Annotated in this window: 11 protein-coding genes and 2 pseudogenes; 7 read left to right on the forward strand and 6 right to left on the reverse strand. The window is 62.5% G+C overall.

Annotated elements, in window-relative coordinates; translation table 11 throughout:
• The first annotated feature begins 5 nt into the window (after positions 1-5).
• From ACP151_RS16025 to ACP151_RS16050, 6 genes are read left to right on the forward strand one after another with little or no spacing between them, the layout of a single operon-like run.
• A complete protein-coding gene (locus ACP151_RS16025; RefSeq protein WP_424979907.1) occupies positions 6-1,022 on the forward strand; it encodes a glycosyltransferase family 2 protein in 1,017 nt (338 codons plus the stop codon).
• A complete protein-coding gene (locus ACP151_RS16030; RefSeq protein WP_424979908.1) occupies positions 1,019-5,581 on the forward strand; it encodes a MupA/Atu3671 family FMN-dependent luciferase-like monooxygenase in 4,563 nt (1,520 codons plus the stop codon). Before ACP151_RS16025 ends, ACP151_RS16030 begins: the two co-directional genes overlap by 4 nt.
• Complete coding sequence (locus tag ACP151_RS16035) at positions 5,578-6,267, forward strand: 4'-phosphopantetheinyl transferase family protein (protein WP_424979909.1); 690 nt, start codon at positions 5,578-5,580, stop codon at positions 6,265-6,267. The genes ACP151_RS16030 and ACP151_RS16035 overlap by 4 nt, the downstream gene beginning before the upstream one ends.
• Positions 6,264-7,202 carry a hypothetical protein gene (locus ACP151_RS16040; RefSeq protein ID WP_424979910.1) on the forward strand — a complete coding sequence of 313 codons (939 nt, stop codon included), beginning with the start codon at positions 6,264-6,266 and terminating at the stop codon, positions 7,200-7,202. The genes ACP151_RS16035 and ACP151_RS16040 overlap by 4 nt, the downstream gene beginning before the upstream one ends.
• The gene (locus ACP151_RS16045; protein ID WP_424979911.1) at positions 7,199-9,697 is read left to right on the forward strand and encodes a hypothetical protein; all 2,499 of its coding nucleotides are present in this window, start codon (positions 7,199-7,201) and stop codon (positions 9,695-9,697) included. Before ACP151_RS16040 ends, ACP151_RS16045 begins: the two co-directional genes overlap by 4 nt.
• Positions 9,694-10,530: a glycosyltransferase family 2 protein gene (locus tag ACP151_RS16050; protein ID WP_424979912.1), complete on the forward strand. Its 837-nt coding sequence runs from the start codon at positions 9,694-9,696 to the stop codon at positions 10,528-10,530. The genes ACP151_RS16045 and ACP151_RS16050 overlap by 4 nt, the downstream gene beginning before the upstream one ends.
• Before the next feature lie 161 nt (positions 10,531-10,691).
• Here the strand turns inward: ACP151_RS16050 and ACP151_RS16055 are convergent, their stop codons facing one another.
• Both ACP151_RS16055 and ACP151_RS16060 read right to left on the reverse strand, forming a co-directional pair.
• Complete coding sequence (locus tag ACP151_RS16055; RefSeq protein WP_424979913.1) at positions 10,692-11,900, reverse strand: glycosyltransferase; 1,209 nt, start codon at positions 11,898-11,900, stop codon at positions 10,692-10,694.
• A gap of 40 nt (positions 11,901-11,940) precedes the next feature.
• A complete protein-coding gene (locus ACP151_RS16060; protein ID WP_424979914.1) occupies positions 11,941-12,159 on the reverse strand; it encodes a hypothetical protein in 219 nt (72 codons plus the stop codon).
• A gap of 18 nt (positions 12,160-12,177) precedes the next feature.
• Between ACP151_RS16060 and ACP151_RS16065 the strand changes: the two are divergent.
• Positions 12,178-12,462: pseudogene (locus ACP151_RS16065) on the forward strand (oligosaccharide flippase family protein); the annotation flags it as partial.
• Positions 12,463-12,643: 181 nt separating this feature from the next.
• Here the strand turns inward: ACP151_RS16065 and ACP151_RS16070 are convergent.
• The 4 genes and pseudogenes from ACP151_RS16070 to ACP151_RS16085 all read right to left on the reverse strand — a co-directional run.
• Positions 12,644-13,894: a DUF874 domain-containing protein gene (locus ACP151_RS16070; RefSeq protein ID WP_424979915.1), complete on the reverse strand. Its 1,251-nt coding sequence runs from the start codon at positions 13,892-13,894 to the stop codon at positions 12,644-12,646.
• A 119-nt stretch (positions 13,895-14,013) separates the two neighbouring features.
• The gene (locus tag ACP151_RS16075; RefSeq protein ID WP_424979916.1) at positions 14,014-14,937 is read right to left on the reverse strand and encodes a CpsD/CapB family tyrosine-protein kinase; all 924 of its coding nucleotides are present in this window, start codon (positions 14,935-14,937) and stop codon (positions 14,014-14,016) included.
• A gap of 72 nt (positions 14,938-15,009) precedes the next feature.
• Entirely contained in the window at positions 15,010-15,684 is a 675-nt protein-coding gene (locus tag ACP151_RS16080) for a sugar transferase (RefSeq protein WP_424979917.1), read from the reverse strand.
• 725 nt (positions 15,685-16,409) lie between these two features.
• A pseudogene (locus ACP151_RS16085) lies at positions 16,410-16,635 on the reverse strand (IS5/IS1182 family transposase); the annotation flags it as partial.

Consider the following 16,635-nt stretch of genomic DNA (forward strand, 5'->3'; position numbering starts at 1 on the left):
ACGGCATGGCTCAGCAGAACATCCTTGTCATCCTTCTGAATTTCCGCACACCGGACATGACCCTCCAATCCGCCGAAGCTGCCCTGCGCGAACTGGAAGACCTGCCTGGGGAGCTCTTGATCATAGACAACGGGTCCGGCGACGGCTCTTTTGATCTGATCCGCGCTGAAGCTCAGGCCCGCGGCTGGCTCGACAGCAACCGGGTCCGGGTGATCGCGTCGCCGGTGAATGGCGGCTTTGGGGCGGGCATGAACATCGGCCTGCAAACAGGACTTTCGACTGGCTGTGCACCAGAGTTCTATTACCTCCTGAACTCCGACGCCTTTGTGCAAGGCGAGACCATCCGCACCTTGCGCGACTTCCTCATGGACCATCCCGGCGCCGGGCTGGCCGGTTCTTATGTGCGCGGCACCGACGGCACGCCGCACCGGACTGCCTTCCGCTTTCCCTCCATTGCAGGCGAATTCGAGGCCAGCGCGCGTACGGGCATCTTTACCCGGCTTCTGAAGCCCTGGGTGGTCGCCATGGAGATGCCGCAGGTCGAGCTGCAGGTCGACTGGACCGCCGGTGCCAGCCTGATGATCCGCCATGAGGTGATCGCGGCGGCGGGCGGCTTTGATGAAAGCTTTTTCCTGTACTTCGAGGAAACCGATCTGTGCCACCGCGCCGCCCGTGCCGGCTGGCGCACCCATTATGTGCCCGCCAGCGAGGTCGCGCATATCGGTTCTGCCTCCACTGGCATGAAAGACTGGCAGTGCACACCCACCTACTGGTTTGACTCGCGCCTGCATTACTTCGTCAAAACCCATGGCCGAAGCTATGCCGCTGCTGCCACGCTGGCCCGCATCAGCGGCAGCCTGATCTACGCCTTGCGGCGCCTGATCCAGAACAAACCACAGGCTGATCCCCCGCATTTCCTGCGGGATCTCAGCCTGCACAGCCTGCGTGCGCTCCTTGCGCCGCAGCGCACACCATCTACGGAAACGCGCCCCCCTTCTCCGTTGGCAAAGGAGCAGAAATGACCGCATTTACCTGTGCCCTGATAGGCAATGAATCCCTCCTGATCGGCTGCGCCGATGCGCTGATGGCGCGCGGACACCAGGTCCGGGCCGTGGTGTCAACCGACGCGGATATTCGCGCCTGGGCCGCGGACAAAGGGCTTGTGTCTCTGGACAACCCTAGCGATCTGACCGGCGGCTTCGACTGGCTTCTGTCCATCGCCAACCTGACCGTGATCCCGGATGCGGTGCTGGCGAAGGCCGCCAGGGGGGCCGTGAACTTCCACGACGGGCCGCTGCCAGCCTATGCGGGTCTCAACACGCCGAACTGGGCGTTGATCAACGGCGAGCCGCAGCACGGTATCACCTGGCACCTGATGGAGAGCGGCGTTGATGAAGGGGATATCCTCGCCCAGCGGCTGTTTGACGTGGCAGATGGCGAAACTGCCTTCAGCCTAAACTCAAAATGCTATGCGGCCGCAATGGACAGCTTTGGCGAAGTCATCAGCCAGCTGGAAAGCGGAGATCTGAAGCGCCAGAAGCAGGATCTGAGCCAGCGCCGCCTGTTTGCGAAAGCCGACCGTCCGGCGGCCGGCGGGATGCTGGACTTTACCCGTCCCGCTGCTGAACTGATACGGCTGGTACGGGCGCTTGATACCGGCGGGTATTGGAACCCGATGTGCGCTGCCAAGCTGCGGGTCGATGAAATTGTTGTGCTGACCGGTGCGGCGGCTTTCGCTGAAGGCTCAGGCGCCCCTGGCACAGTACTGGCGACGGACCGGGACAGCCTGACAATCGCCGCCGCCGACGGTGCCCTCACCCTGTCGCGGCTGACCACCCCCGCAGGCCAACCTGTCGCGGGTTCCAAACTGATATCCGCCGGAGAACAGTTACCCTGCCTGACCGCAGCAGACGCTGACGCACTCACCGCCCGTCTCGCTGCACTTCAGGGCGGTGAGAGCCATTGGCGCCGGCAGCTTGCTGTTATGCAACCGATGCAGATGCCGCTGGCTGCTGATACCGGCGGCAACGGGCTTATCCGTCGCAGCATCGCCTGCCCCGCCACTCTCTCTGAGGAACAAGCCACCGCAGCCGCCCTGGCTTTTGCTCTGCTCAGCTGCGATGGCGACACCGGCGACGCGGCGCTGTCTGTGGAAGGGATGGACGGCCTGCCCGGCATGATTTCCCCCTGGGTTCCCTTACAGGTCCGGCGTCAGGACAGCGTCTCGGAATTGGTGGAGCGCAGCGCACAAACCATTGCCATGGCGCAAAAATACGGAAGTTTCGCCGAGGATCTGGTGGCCCGCGCACCGGAAATCACGGCACAGGCCATGCCGGGCATTGGCCTAGTGCTGGGCCACGACGCTCCTGTTGACGGCTGTTGCGTTACCGTCTCCCTGACAGATGGCGCAATGGCGCTTCACTGCGATGAGGCTGCGCTGACATCCCGCGCTGTGGACTTGCTTGCCGCAAGACTGGAGCTGGTCCTGGATGCCATCGCCGGGGATAGCGGCCGTCTGATCAGCGATCTGCCGATCCTGCCGGAAGCAGAACGCAAGATGCTGCTGGAAGACTGGAACCAGACCGCAACGGAGTTCCCCGCAGATCTGACCATTCACGCAGCTTTTGAGGCGCAGGCCGCCAAGACGCCGGACGCCACTGCGCTCGTGTTCGAGGACCAGCGCTTTACCTACGACGAAGTCAATGCCCGCGCCAATGCGGTCGCCGGGCGCTTGCATGAAATGGGCGTAAAACCGGGCGTGCATGTGGGCATCCACATCCGGCGCGCGCCGGAACTGGTGTTTGCCGCGCTTGGGGTATTGAAGGCCGGCGCCGCCTATGTGCCGCTGGACCCGGCCTATCCCGCCGACCGGATAGCGCATTACATCAAAGACAGCGGTGCGCAGGTGATCGTGACCCAAGCCGCGCTGGCCGCCAGCCTGCCCGCCTCGGGCGCACAGCTGCTGGACATTGAAACAATACCCGCAGGCTGCCGTGAAAACATCAATGGCGGCGCAGCCGGGAGCGACCTTGCCTATTTGATCTACACCTCCGGCTCCACCGGCCTGCCGAAGGGGGTGATGATCACCCATGCCAATGTGTCGAACTTCTTTACTGGCATGGACCAGCGCATCCCGCATCAGCCCGGCGATGCCTGGCTGGCAGTCACAAGCCTCAGTTTTGACATTTCCGTGCTGGAGCTGTTCTGGACTCTCTCGCGTGGCTTCAAACTGGTCTTGTCCAGCGACGAAAGCCGCCTGGAGCTGTCCAAGGGACCGGTGGCGCTCAGCGACCGGAAAATGGACTTCAATCTGTTCTACTGGGGCAACGACGACGGGCCGGGGCCGCAGAAATACCATCTGCTGCTGGAAGGCGCCAAGTTTGCTGATAGCCACGGTTTCAACGCCGTCTGGACGCCGGAACGGCATTTCCATGCCTTTGGCGGACCATATCCGAATCCGTCGGTGACGGGTGCCGCCGTCGCCGCAGTGACGCAGAACATCGGCGTGCGGGCGGGCTCCTGCGTCGCGCCGCTGCACCATTGCGCACGGATTGCAGAGGAATGGGCAGTGATCGACAATTTGACGGCAGGGCGTGCGGGCATCGGCTTTGCCTCCGGCTGGCAGCCAGATGATTTCATCCTGCGGCCCGAAAACACCCCGCCGGCCAACAAGCCTGCCCTGTTTGAAAGCATTGAAACGGTGCGCAAACTGTGGCGCGGCCAAGAGGTTGCCTTCCCCCGCAAGGACGGCAGTGACCACAGCATTGTCACCCAGCCCCGCCCGGTTTCCAAGGAACTGCCGGTTTGGGTCACAACTGCCGGCAACCCGGAAACCTGGCGTGAGGCGGGCTCAATCGGGGCAAATGTACTGACCCATCTGCTGGGCCAGAGCATCGAGGAAGTCGCCGGAAAAATCGGCATCTATCACGACGCCCTACGGGCAGCTGGGCATGACCCGGCTGATTTCAAAGTGACACTGATGCTGCACAGCTATCTTGCAAAAACCCGTGAGGAAGCGCGGCAAGTGGCGCGGCAGCCGATGAAAGACTACCTGCGCTCTGCCGCGGGGCTGATCAAGCAATATGCCTGGGCCTTCCCGGCCTTCAAAAAACCCGAAGGCGTGAAAAACCCGTTTGAAATGGACCTGGGGTCGCTCTCCGAAGAAGAACTGGAAGCAGTCCTGGACTTCGCTTTTGACCGTTATTTTGAGGAGTCCGGCCTGTTCGGCACTATCCAGGATGCTTGCCAGCGGGTGGAGCAGCTGAAGCGCATCGGCGTTGACGAAATCGCCTGCCTGATCGACTACGGCATTGCGCCCAATGTGGTGCTGGAGGGGCTGAAACCACTGGCCGAAGTGCTGCGCCTGTCGAACGCCCCGCAGGACCTGTCTGCGGGTGACTTCTCGCTTGCGGCGCAGATTGTGCGTCACGGCGTCAGCCACATGCAGTGCACCCCGTCGATGGCGCGGATGATCGCTGCGGACACGGATGCCAAAGCCTGCTTGGGCCACTTGCGGCATCTGCTGATCGGCGGCGAGGCGCTGCCCGGCGATCTGGTGCAGACATTGCAGGAGGCCACCGGGGCAGACCTGCACAACATGTACGGCCCGACCGAAACAACGATCTGGTCAACGGTGGAGAAGATCCAGGGGCTGCCAGCAAGGACTGCCGGGATCGGCACACCGATTGCCAACACAGAGATCTATGTCCTGGACGAAAAACAAAGGCCTGTTCCCATGGGAACCCCGGGCGAGTTGCATATTGGCGGCGCGGGTGTGGCGGCAGGCTACTGGCAGCGTCCGGAGCTGACCTCTGAACGCTTTGTAAAAGCACCGTTCGCCGCAACACCGCTGTACCGCACCGGCGATTTGGTGAGCTGGACATCGGAAGGTGGTCTGATGTTCCTTGGCCGAACCGACCATCAAGTGAAGATCCGCGGTCAGCGGATCGAATTGGGCGAAATCGAAGCAGTGCTGGCCGCGCAGCCCGGTATCACCGGCGCAGTCGCCGTGCCACGCGGCGCGGCTGGCAGCGAACAGCTGATTGGCTATGTGACAGTCTCGGCACCGGTTGCCGAAGACGCGCTGAAACAGGCGCTGACTGCACGTCTGGCAGAGGTGATGGTACCCGCCCGCATCGTCACGCTGGAAGCTTTCCCGCTGACGCCGAACAAGAAGATCGACCGCAAGGCACTGCCGGACCCGCAACCTGCACGGATTGAGGCCGCCCCTGCAGCAGCACTGGAGGCCGGGGCCCAGGCAAGGATCGCCACGGTCTGGAGCCGCATCCTGGGCGTCAGCGGCATTGGCGCACAGGACAATTTCTTTGCCCTTGGCGGCCATTCCCTGCTGGCGGTACAGGCACATCGCGAACTGCGCGCGGAACTGGAGGCTGCATCGCTGTCGATCACGGATATCTTCCGCTTTCCGACCCTGGCCGGGCTGGCTGCCCACATCGAAGGGCTTGCAGGCACCCCGGCAAATACGGAACAACAGCCTGAGACAGCCGCAGCCCCGGACCGCGGCGACATGATGTCGAAGCGGCGGGCGATGCGGGCAAATCGCAGGACAAGGACCGGATGACAGACAGCAACAGCAAACTGGCAGAGCGGCTGGCCCTGGTCCGGCCGCTGTTTGCCGCCGATGTCGCGCTGGCGGGGGCAGATCCATTGGACGCGCCACCCGCGCCGTTTGCAGAAGAGGCCGCCGGGCTGTCACCCAACGCTGTGGCGAAGCGGCGCAATGAATTTGCAGCAGGCCGCAAGGCCGTGCGGCAGGCAATGCAGCAGCTGGGGGTGCCGACAGAGCCGGTTCCGGTCGGCAGCGACCGTGCGCCGGTCTGGCCCGCAGGTCTGACCGGTTCCATCACCCACACCAAAAGCTGCGCCATGGCGGTGCTCACCAGGGTCGGCGCGGTGCAGGCGCTGGGACTCGACGTAGAGGAAGACACCCCTCTGAAAGATGAACTGCTGCCCGCGATCTGTTCGGAGCGAGAGCAGGCCTGGCTGAAACGACAGGACAATCCCGGCCACATGGCCAAGGTAATCTTCTCCGCCAAGGAAGCCGCCTATAAATGCCAATATTCGCTGAGCCGGGCGTTCTATGGCTTTGACGGAATGGAGCTGGAGTTTGACTTGGACACAGGCGCCTATCAGGCCTTCTTCACCGCCGACCAGCCACCGTTCCGCCGCCGCGAGTCGGTTGGCGGGCGTTTTGTTGCCGGGGCAGGCCTGATCATCACCACCGCGGAAATCAGGGAGCGCAGATGATGGGACGGCGCGGGTTTCTGGCCTTGGGGGCCGCCGCGACGATGTTGGGGCTGATGGCGTTTGCAATCCGCAGCCGACCTGTACCAGTGCCGCCACCACTGGAACCACCGACAGGGCCGCTGAAGGTGTTTCACCTGGGCCATTCGCTGGTCGGGCCGGACATACCGCATATGCTGATGCAGCTGGCACCCGAGGGTCATGCCTATAACAGTCAGCTGGGGTCTGGCACATCGCTTCGGGCGCATTGGGAGCCAGAGGAGGAAATCCTCGATTTTGAAACGGCCAACCGGGCGCCAGCCTTTCGCGATGCGAAAGAAGCCATCAGATCAGGTGGTTACAGTGCGGTAGTGCTGACAGAAATGGTCGAACTGCGCGACGCAATCAAGTATTTTGATGCCGCTGAGTATCTGGGGAAATGGGCAAACCTGGCGCGTGAGGGGGCACCGGAAGCGCGCTTGTATCTTTATGAAACCTGGCACCGGCTGGACGACCCTGATGGCTGGCTCGAACGGATCGGCAGCGACCTGGACGCCCTATGGACGCGCAAACTGCTGGGGCCGGACAGCCGCCGCAACGCGCAGCATCCCGTCTACCTGATCCCCGGCGGGCAGGTGCTTGCGGCCATTGTCCGCGCCGCCGAGGCCGGCGAAATCCCCGGACTGGCCTCACGTGACGGATTGTTTGCCCGCAGGCCCAGCGGCGATCTGGATACAATCCACATCAACGACCTGGGGGCCTATGCCGTGGCGCTGACCCATTTTGCTGTGCTGTATCAGCGCCCGCCCCAGGGACTGCCGCATCAGCTGACCCGCGCCGATGGCACCCCGGCACAGGCATTCAGCCTGGCAGCCGCAGCCAAGGTACAGCAGATCGTATGGGATACCCTGCGCGCGCTGCCGCGCACCGGCATCGCCGCTGCGGGAGGGATCAAATGAAGCTGGACGCGCTGATCACCTCAGTTGTGATGGTCGGCCATTCACTGTTCGGGCCAGACAATCCGCAGATGCTGGAGCAGCTCCTGGACACAAGTGCGGACGCCAAAGTCGAAGCGCAGATCATCAACGGTGCACCGCTGAGCTACAACTGGCAGCACAGCAGCAGGGCCGAGGGCATAGATGCCCGTGAACGGCTGAAGACAAGCGCTGATGCAGTGATTGTCACAGAGGCCATTCCGCTGGCCAATCATCTGAAGTGGAGCGGAACCAGCCAGGCGGTCACGCACTTCTACGAACTGGCCCGCGCCGCGAACCCGGACGTGCAGTTTTATCTGCAGGAAACCTGGCACAGCCTGGACAGCGGCACCGGCGCTGAGGTGCCGTTTGACGAAGGTGCAGGAATATCCTGGCGAACCCGGTTGACGCAGGATCTGCCCCGCTGGCAGGCGGTGGCAGAGGAAGTGAATGCTGCCACAGGCGGCAGCATACAACTGCTGCCCGCGGGTCAGGCAATGGCGCGTCTGGACGACGCCATTCAGGCTGGTACCGTGCCTGGACTGGTCAGCATACGGGATGTCTTTGCGGATGACATCCACCCGAATGCGACCGGTTTCTATTTCCTGGCCCTGCTGCAATACACGGTGCTGACCGGGAAAAACCCCGCAGATCTGCCGCATCAACTTAGGAACCGCTGGGGCAAACCCTATCCGGCGCCCACGCCCGAACTGGCAGCGCGCCTGCAAGAGATCGCCTGGGCGGCAGCCCAGGGGGAAAGCCTGCGCACGGCGGCCCTACCGCCAGATCCTGCGCCGCTGCCGCAAGATCCACCCGTACCGCTGCTGAATGCTTCTGTTCGGGAAAACGCGCCATCTCTACAGCCGACGCGCCAGCCCATCGCAATCAACCTGACGGGTATTGCCGACTGGAGCACGCAGGCCCCGTTTCTGGATCACTTCAAGACTGCCCGGCCATGGATCGGCCACATGCCCAGACGTTGGGGTGGCGCGACCCATGACGATCTGCTGGCCGCGGGGTACCTTGATCCCGCTGGCTGGCCGACGGGCATCCCGCCGGAGCTGAGCTCCATTGGCACGATGATCTTGACCGACTTACCTCCCGAGGCGACAACGCTGGCGGGCCGCTACGTACTGCGGTTTGAAGGAGAAGGGATTGTCGAGGTTTTGGGGCGGGCCGAAAACGTCCGCTATGGCAAGAGAGAAGTACGGTTCGATTACACTCCCGGCCCTGGCTCGGTGGAGATACGCATCCAACGGATGGGTCGCGACGGCAGTTACGTGCGCAATATCACCGTTGTAAAAGAAGCACATTTGGCCGCCTACGAAGACGGCGAACTGTTCAACCCCTTGTGGCTGGACCGCCTGGACGGGTTTGCGGCGCTGCGTTTCATGGATTGGATGGCAACCAATGACTCGCAGCAAACACAGTGGGCGGACCGACCGCAGCTCTCCGATTACACCTGGGCGCTAAAGGGGGTTCCCGCCGAAGTTATGCTGACGCTGGCCAATACCATGGGCGCTGATCCCTGGTTCACCCTGCCGCATAGGGCGGATGACAGCTATGCCCGGCAGTTTGCACAGCTGGTGGAACGCGATCTGGATGAGGATCTGCGCGTCTATGCAGAATACTCCAACGAAGTCTGGAACTGGCAATTTCAGCAGGCCGCCTGGGCCAATGCCCAGGCACAGGAACGCTGGGGGCGTGACGGGCAGTGGATGCAGTTCTATGGCGGCCGTGCGGCAGAGCTGGCACAGATCTGGGCTGATGTCTTTGGCAAGGACAGCCACCGGCTGGTGCGGGTGATCTCCACGCAAACAGGCTGGCTGGGCCTGGAAGAGCAAATGCTGTCAGCGCCGCTGTGGCAAGCGGAACAGACCGGGCGCCTGCCGCCTGCGGCCTATTTCGATGCCTATGCGGTGACCGGCTATTTCGGCGGTGTGCTGGGGCTGAGAGACAGGGCCCCGCAGGTCCGGGCTTGGATTTCAGGCAGCCGGGAACAGGCGCAGGCGGTGGCCGCAGAGCGCGGATTATCGGGCACTGAAGCAGCGGCATTCACAGCGCAACATCAGTATGATGCCGCCAGCGCCCAGGCCGGAGCAGAGCTGCGCGACGGCCTGATCTCGGGCGACAGTTCCGGCACGCTGACGGATCTGCTGGGCCGTGTCCTGCCCTACCAAGCCGGGATTGCGCAGGACCACGGGCTGGAGCTGATCATGTATGAAGGCGGCAGCCATGTGGTTGGCATAGGCCCGATGGTTAACGATGAGGCGCTGACCGGCTTCTTCATTCATTTCAATTACTCACCAGAGATGGGCGCGCTTTACCAGGAGCTTCTGGCGGGTTGGCAAGCGCTTGGCGGCAGTCTTTTCAACGCCTATGCCGATGTGGCTGCGCCCGGCAAATGGGGCAGCTGGGGCGCCTTGCGCACCCTGAGCGACCGGAATCCGCGCTGGGATGCATTGGAGGCCGTGAAGTGACCCCTCGCATCTCCGTACTGATCCCGGCCCACAACGAAGCGGCTTACATCACCGGCTGCCTGCGGTCGGTATTTTCCTCCGGCCCGCTGCCTGTCGGTATGGCAGCCGAGGTTCTGGTGCTGGCCAATGGCTGCACCGACGATACTGCCGCCCTGGCACGTAGGGAGCGCGCCCCGGATGGCTGGCACTTACACGTGCTGGAGTTGCCGCAGGGCGGCAAGCTGAAGGCCTTGAATGCAGGTGATGCCGCAGCACGCGGTGATATATTGATCTATCTGGACGCCGATGTGCAGGTCTCGTCCGAGCTGATCCCTCTGATTGCAGCAGCCCTTGACCATGAGACGCCGTGTTATGCCAGTGGCCGCCCGCAGATTGCCCCCGCCCGCAGTGGGCTGACCCGTGCCTATGCAAGGCTCTGGAGGCAATTGCCTTTTTTCACCAGCCCTGCGCCAGGGTTCGGTTTCTTTGCGATGAACCGCGCCGGGCGCCAGCGCTGGGGGGATTGGCCGGATATCATCGCCGATGACATCTTTGCACGGCTGCACTTCCGCCCCGCAGAGCGGGTCCAAGTGCCTGCCGCCTACAGCTGGCCAATGGTCGAGGGGTTCCGGAATCTGGTGAAAGTGCGGCGACGGCAGAATGCCGGGGTGACCGAAGTGGCAAAAAAACACCCTGACCTGATGCAGAACGCCGACACGCCACGCACCGGTGCCGGAATGGCCGTTCGCCTGCTGCTGCGCGACCCGACCGGTTTTGCGGCCTATGGCGCCGTTGCACTGGCAGTAAAGACGCCTTTGTTTGCCTCCCGCACCCGCTGGACCCGCGGCCGTTAAGCCCCCGGACGGATGTTCTCCCGCCCCCGCAGGATGTCCTGGCTGCGCCAGTCCACCCTTGGCGGCCTTGGGCCAGGCTCAGCGCCAGGGGCGCTGAGCCTGGCCCAACGGGAACGGTGCATTTCAAATGCGCCGTGACGGGCGGGAGCAGCATGCGGCTTCTAGCCTGCGATGCTCGCCCGGAAATGCGCTGCCAGCTTGCCGGCTTCGCGAGAACTGACGTGGCGCTCCAGCACCCTGGTGCGGCCGGTCTGGCCCATGGCCGCTCGCTGGTCCGGCGAAGCCTGCGCAAGTTCCAGAACTGCCTCTGCGAGTGCCGTTTCATCACCGGCAGGCACCAGCCAGCCGGTTTGCCCCGGCACCACCAGTTCCGGCGTGCCTGCAATATAGGTGGCAATCACCGGGCGGGCAGCGGCCATGGCCTCCATCACCACCATCGGCAGCCCTTCGGCAAATGAGGGCATCACCAGCGCATGTGCGCGCGCCAGCTCTTCCCGCACGCCCGCCTCTGCCAACCAGCCGGTGAGGGTGATGTTCTGCTGCAGCCCCAGATCCGCAATTGCGGCTTCCAGTTCCGGGCGCATTTCACCATCCCCAATTAGCGCGAGATGCACATCCGGGATTTTCTGCACCAGCCCGGCCATCGCGCGGACCAGCACCATCTGGCCCTTCTGCTCGACGAACCGTCCGATCGCCGCCAGCCGCAGCGCCCCCTGCGGCAATGGCGCCGGATCTGAGAACCGTTCAGGCTCGATGCCGCAATGCACCACCTTCAGCCTGTCCCATTTTGCAAAAGGCGCCCAGCGGCTCAGCTGGCTCTTGCCGAAACTGCTGACCGCCACGGTAAAGGCCGCCCGGCTGACCTTATCCGCCAAAGAAAGCGCATGCGGGGCGTCGAACTCTTCCGGACCATGCACGGTGAAACTGTAGCCAGGCCCGCCCAGCACATGGGCCAGCATCGCCACTGCTGCCGAATTGGTGCCGAAATGTGCGTGCACATGCTGCACACCCGCTGCCGCACAACGCCGTTTCACATGCGCAGCTTCCCCAAGGTAAATCAGATGCCGCAAAAAACCCCGGCCCGAAGCCCGTGCCAGTTTCAACGACAGCGCCAGGGCATGCGCAAAGCGACGCGGAGCTGCCAGCGCTTCGCGCGCCAAGTCAGCCAGCAGGCGGGCGGCGCCGGCATGAAGCACGTATTCAGTGCGTTTGGCTTCCTCCTGATCACCGGGATCAGTCAGTGCCGTTTCCGAGGGGCGCATTGCCAAGCGCAGAACCTCTGCGCCCTGCCGTTCCAGTGCTTGCAGCTCGCGGCGGATGAAGCTGTGTGAGGGCTGCGGATAGGTGTTTAGAACATAGGCGATCTTCAACGCTGCGGGTTCCCTGCAAAAGGCATGTATCGGCAGCAGGTTAACTGCGGTTCAGCGGCTTGCCCAGCACCGCTTGCCGCTTGTCTTCGCATCGTGGAGAATGCGGCACAGATACCCGGATTGTCACGCCGTTTGCGCGACAGGTGCAGCTCAAACCCGCCAAGGCCGCCAGCGCGATTGGCGCCTCTGTCTCCGCGGCCTGGCCTGCGGCACTGTGAATTTGGGGAATGGCGCTGGCAAGCAGCAGGTTGTTTCGCATGTTGCCGGCCAGGGAAGGATGACACGAACCCTGCGCTCGGCCTCCTGGCTGATGATCGGGGATGGCGGCCCTCAGGCCCTGCGGCAGGCGTTCAATCTGATTCTGACCCGCATTCTGTTCCCCGAAGCCATTGGGCTGATGGCGCTGGTCACTGTGGAGGCGATGGGGCTGCCGCTGTTTTCAAACGTCGGCCTCGGGCCGCCGGGAACCCAGAACAAGCGCGGCGACGATCCTGAGTTTCTGAACACCGCCTGGACCATCCAAGTATTCCGCGGCTTTGACTTATGGGCGCTGACAGCATTGCCGGTCTTCGCCGGTGCTGGTGCGACTGGCATTGGCCAATCACTGCCGAAACAGCCGCAGCGCGGAGCGCGGAGCACGCCCCGAGAAGCGCCGCTTCAGACTGAAAACCAGCCGTCCCAGAGAAGCAGGACCAACAAAATGTCCCGCCGGCAACCGGTTGCCGGTAACAGCTTGGCTTAACTCAAGCCCTGCGCCGGAACAGCCCTGTCAATCCCCGGGGCGGCGGGCGGGTGTCCATCTGCGGGATCGAAACAACCGGTGCCAAGCCGGTTTCGCGTTCCATCTGCGCCGCAGTGCGCAGCACCGGATGGCGCAACTCCTGCAGGAAGGCCGTCAGCAACGCCAGGATCAAACTGGCCGCAGCCCCAATCAGTGCCTTGGTTTTGCGGGCACCGGTCACCGGGTAATCCGGCAGCGGCGCTGGTTCGATTATCGTCAGACGCTCTGCCTGACGGCTGGTTTCCAGCCGGAAGCCAACCTCTGCTTCGTTGCGCCGGGCGTTCATCTGCGCCAGCTCCCCCTGCAGCTGCTCCAGCCTGCGGTCATATGCGCCCAGCCGACGCTCTACCTCTGGCGTGGTTTGCAAAGAGGCTTCAAGCTCCGCCCTGCGCTGTGTCAGCAGCGCCTCTTGTGCATCTAGCGTAGCAAGCTGTTCTTTTGCCTCTTCTTGAAGACGGCGGGCAGTAGCCGGACGTTCCTTGGCCTGAGCCTGATCCGCGGCGCGGCGGATTTCGATCCGTTCGCGGGCGATTTCCAGAAGGCCGTTGTTCATGGCGGCAATCTCTGCGCGGCGAAATTCGATGGTGCCGGACAAAGTCACGTCATTTGCGTTGCGGTAAGCGGCGATCTCATCCTCCAGAACCGTAACCTGTTCCGCAAGAACAGCTTCTTTCTCCTCAAAAAAGCTGAGGGTCTCACGGGCCTGTTCAATGCGGGTTGCAATGCTGAGTTCGATGGTGCGACGGCCAAATTCTCTTGCGACCTGCTGCGCTTGTTCCGCTGTGGGCATCCGGGCAGTAATAGTGAGCACAGAGATCGTGCCGTCATCGGCAAAGCCTTCACGGGCGGCAGCAACGCCGGTGATCTGGACAGCGGTGCGCAGCTTGACGACCTTCTGCAATTCGGTCAGCGCGTCCAGGTCGGCGTACAGGCCGAATTCCTCCATGATTTCCAGCAGCGTGCTGCGCGCCATCAAACGCTGCTCGATCAGCTGCATGCGGCGGGCAGAGGAACCTTCGACGGTGGATTTGGCCAGCTCTCCGGCGATCTGCGGCTGGGTGATCTGCAGCACCTCGGCGGTTTCGTATTCATGCTGCTGACTGGCAGCAAACCATAGCGACAGAAGGCAGCCCAGGACAAACATGCAAGAGATGGTGAACAGCCTGCGCCGTACCATGTCGAGAAAGTCGCTCAGTGTGTAGATCGGCCCCATTTATCTGCTCTCGATGTTGCCGGCCTGACCGGCCCTTGCCGTTGCTTCCTGGCCGCCTGCAGGCTGCCCTTTGGGATTTTACACCATAGCAAACGGGCGAAACTATGGCGTTTTTCCAATCAGACCAGTGGGCTGTCAGCTTTGCGCGCCCGGTTCAAAACCACGCCCAGCAGCTGAGTGTGGCCAGCCAGCATTTTCTCGCAAGCGGCCAGTTGTGCGGCAGTGCTGGCCGTGCCGTCGGAGATCAGCAGCACCCCGTCCACCTGCGGCAGGAATGCTGCAGTGTCGTCATGCTCCAGCACTGGCGGCAAATCGAACAGGGCTGTATCGGCGTCGCTGCGCAGCATCAGCTCGTCCAGAACCGCGCCGCAGCTGCTGCTATGCAGGATCTCAGCGGCATCCTGCCCCGCCGCTGCATTCAAGCCTACGGCCAGAGACGGCAGCGGACGCAGCAAATGTTCTTCCAGCGGGACGGCACCGGAAAGGAAGGCGCCCATATCCGCCTGAACAGGAATCCCCATCGCTTGCGCCACCCCGGGGCGGCGGAAATTCATGTCCATCAGCACGGTGCGGCTGCCGGGCACCCGCGCCAGGCTGAGCGCAAGGTTCACCGCCGAAAACGTCGTGCCGCAGCCTGCGGTCGGGGCCGTCACCGCCACCCGTTTCCAGCCGCGCGCCTTCAAAGTATGCAACAGCCGTGTGCGCAACAAATCAAAGGATTTGGCCGCGGGCACGGTACGGAAGCGGCTGACCAGTGGCAGATGATTTTGCGCCCCTGTGCCGGTATCAAAGGGAATCTGACGGATACGGTTCCAAGGTTCCGGCAATGTGGCGGGCAATTGAGACGAACCGGGCGCGGACGGCGCTGCCAAGCGGTGCTCTGCTTCTGCTTCAGCGGAAGAAGGGGCAGCAGCCGCCGGTGCGCGGCGGCGGAACCGCTTGAAACCTTGCGCGCTCATGCCGTCCTGATCCTTTTTCAGTGTCTCCTGCGGGCCAAGCACAGGTTCGGAAGGAATGGCCCCTGATACTGCAAAATGCTTCACAACCCTGCTCCCTGCAATGGCCGGGTGATCTGCTGCTTGCGCCTTGCGCCCGGGCAGCCAATCACATGGACCTTAATATCCCGTGCCTTTCAGCACCACACCGGCGGTCCGCCAGATCAATGCCAGATCGCCGCCCAGCGACAGCCTGCGCCAGTAACCTCTGTCTGCCTGTGCCCGGCTGGCAAAACTGCCTTCGTTGCGGACCGATACCTGCCAGGCACCGGTAATCCCCGGCCGCAAAGCAAAATATGCGCGTGCATCGCCATAAAGCGGCAGTTGCTCTGGCATCATCGGTCGCGGCCCGACCAAGCTCATGTCCCCCATGAGAACATTCCACAGCTGCGGCAGTTCATCCAGCGAGGTTGCGCGCAACAACCGTCCCACGCGGGTAATTCGCGGATCGCGTTTGAGTTTCTGGGTCTCATCCCATTCCCGACGCAGCGCCGGGTCGGCATCGAGATAATGCTGCAGGAGCTGATCCGCATCGCGCACCATGGTGCGCAGTTTCAGAATACGGAATGTCTGGCCGCCACGGCCCAGCCGCGCTTGGGTATAGAAAGGCTTGCCGCCTTCCAGCCACAGCGCCGCAGCACAGAGCGCGATCACTGGTAACACCACCGGCAGCCCGAACAGCACCAGCAGCAGATCCAGCCCGCGCTTCCCTCTTGCAGCATACGTCCTGCCATCTTGCCCAAGTGCAGGCTTAGCCGACCGCGACGGCGCAAACCCGCTCAATACGGCATTCATGTTTGCCGTCTTCACATGCAGTGAATTAAGAAACGGAACGGTCGTCCCAGACCAACCGCCTTCCGTATCAACACGCACATAAGGAAGCCCCACCGCTCTGGGAACCATGTCTTTCATTCCACACCCCTTGTTCCGGCAAAGACAGCTGCCGGTCTGCCGCTGAAAGCGACAGTCATTCAAAACTCGCCCTTACAGTCCGCAAGCCAATGGCCGCGGAATGCTCAGTGAGGTTTTCAGATCCAAAACGCGGCGCACGCCCCCCGCACCCGCGTGTTTTTTTTGCTGCCGCCTTATCCCCTGGCAGCGGTGCAATCCTGCTCTCTGCCCTAATTAGGACAAATTTAGACAATGGCGCGTAAAAATCGCGCTTTTCCGGAAAAACACTCAAAATCACGCCTATAGAGGCATCCAGCGGGAAACAATCGGCAGACCATTCAGGATCTGTTTCGCAATTCAGCCAGCTTGATCCAGAATCAAATCACCTTTCAGGTGAGGTAAGCTGCATCTTTGCGAGATCGTTGGGACGCACATTCGCGTTCAGGGCGTGCTCAAAACAAAAAAAGGTGCACCTGGCAATTCTCTGTATCCGAATTGGCGGCCTGTCCCTGACGGTCTTTTCAGAGAAAACTCTCTGCCTGCTGATTACTTATCTCCTGAATTCAAGACAACTCCGGCGTTGTTGCGCAACTCGTTTTGAGGACGAGCTTCCCCTTTCCGCGGCGGATTCATCCATCACACACGATCTCGGCGGTGCCGAGGGCCGAGAATCGGTTCATGAGAGCGATGCGGATGTGGATTTCGGCGGTTTGTCTGTCTGGGTCCCTCGCCATGATGCGTTCGCCGAATGCCTTGAGGCATAGCATTTTGGCCTCCACGCGACTTCGGATGTGATAACCACTCCATCGTTTCCACAGCGCCCTGCCGAAGCGTTGCGAAGCGCGCAGTATCTCG

The sequence above is a fragment of the Leisingera sp. S232 genome (genome assembly GCF_049800895.1).
Lineage (GTDB): Bacteria > Pseudomonadota > Alphaproteobacteria > Rhodobacterales > Rhodobacteraceae > Leisingera.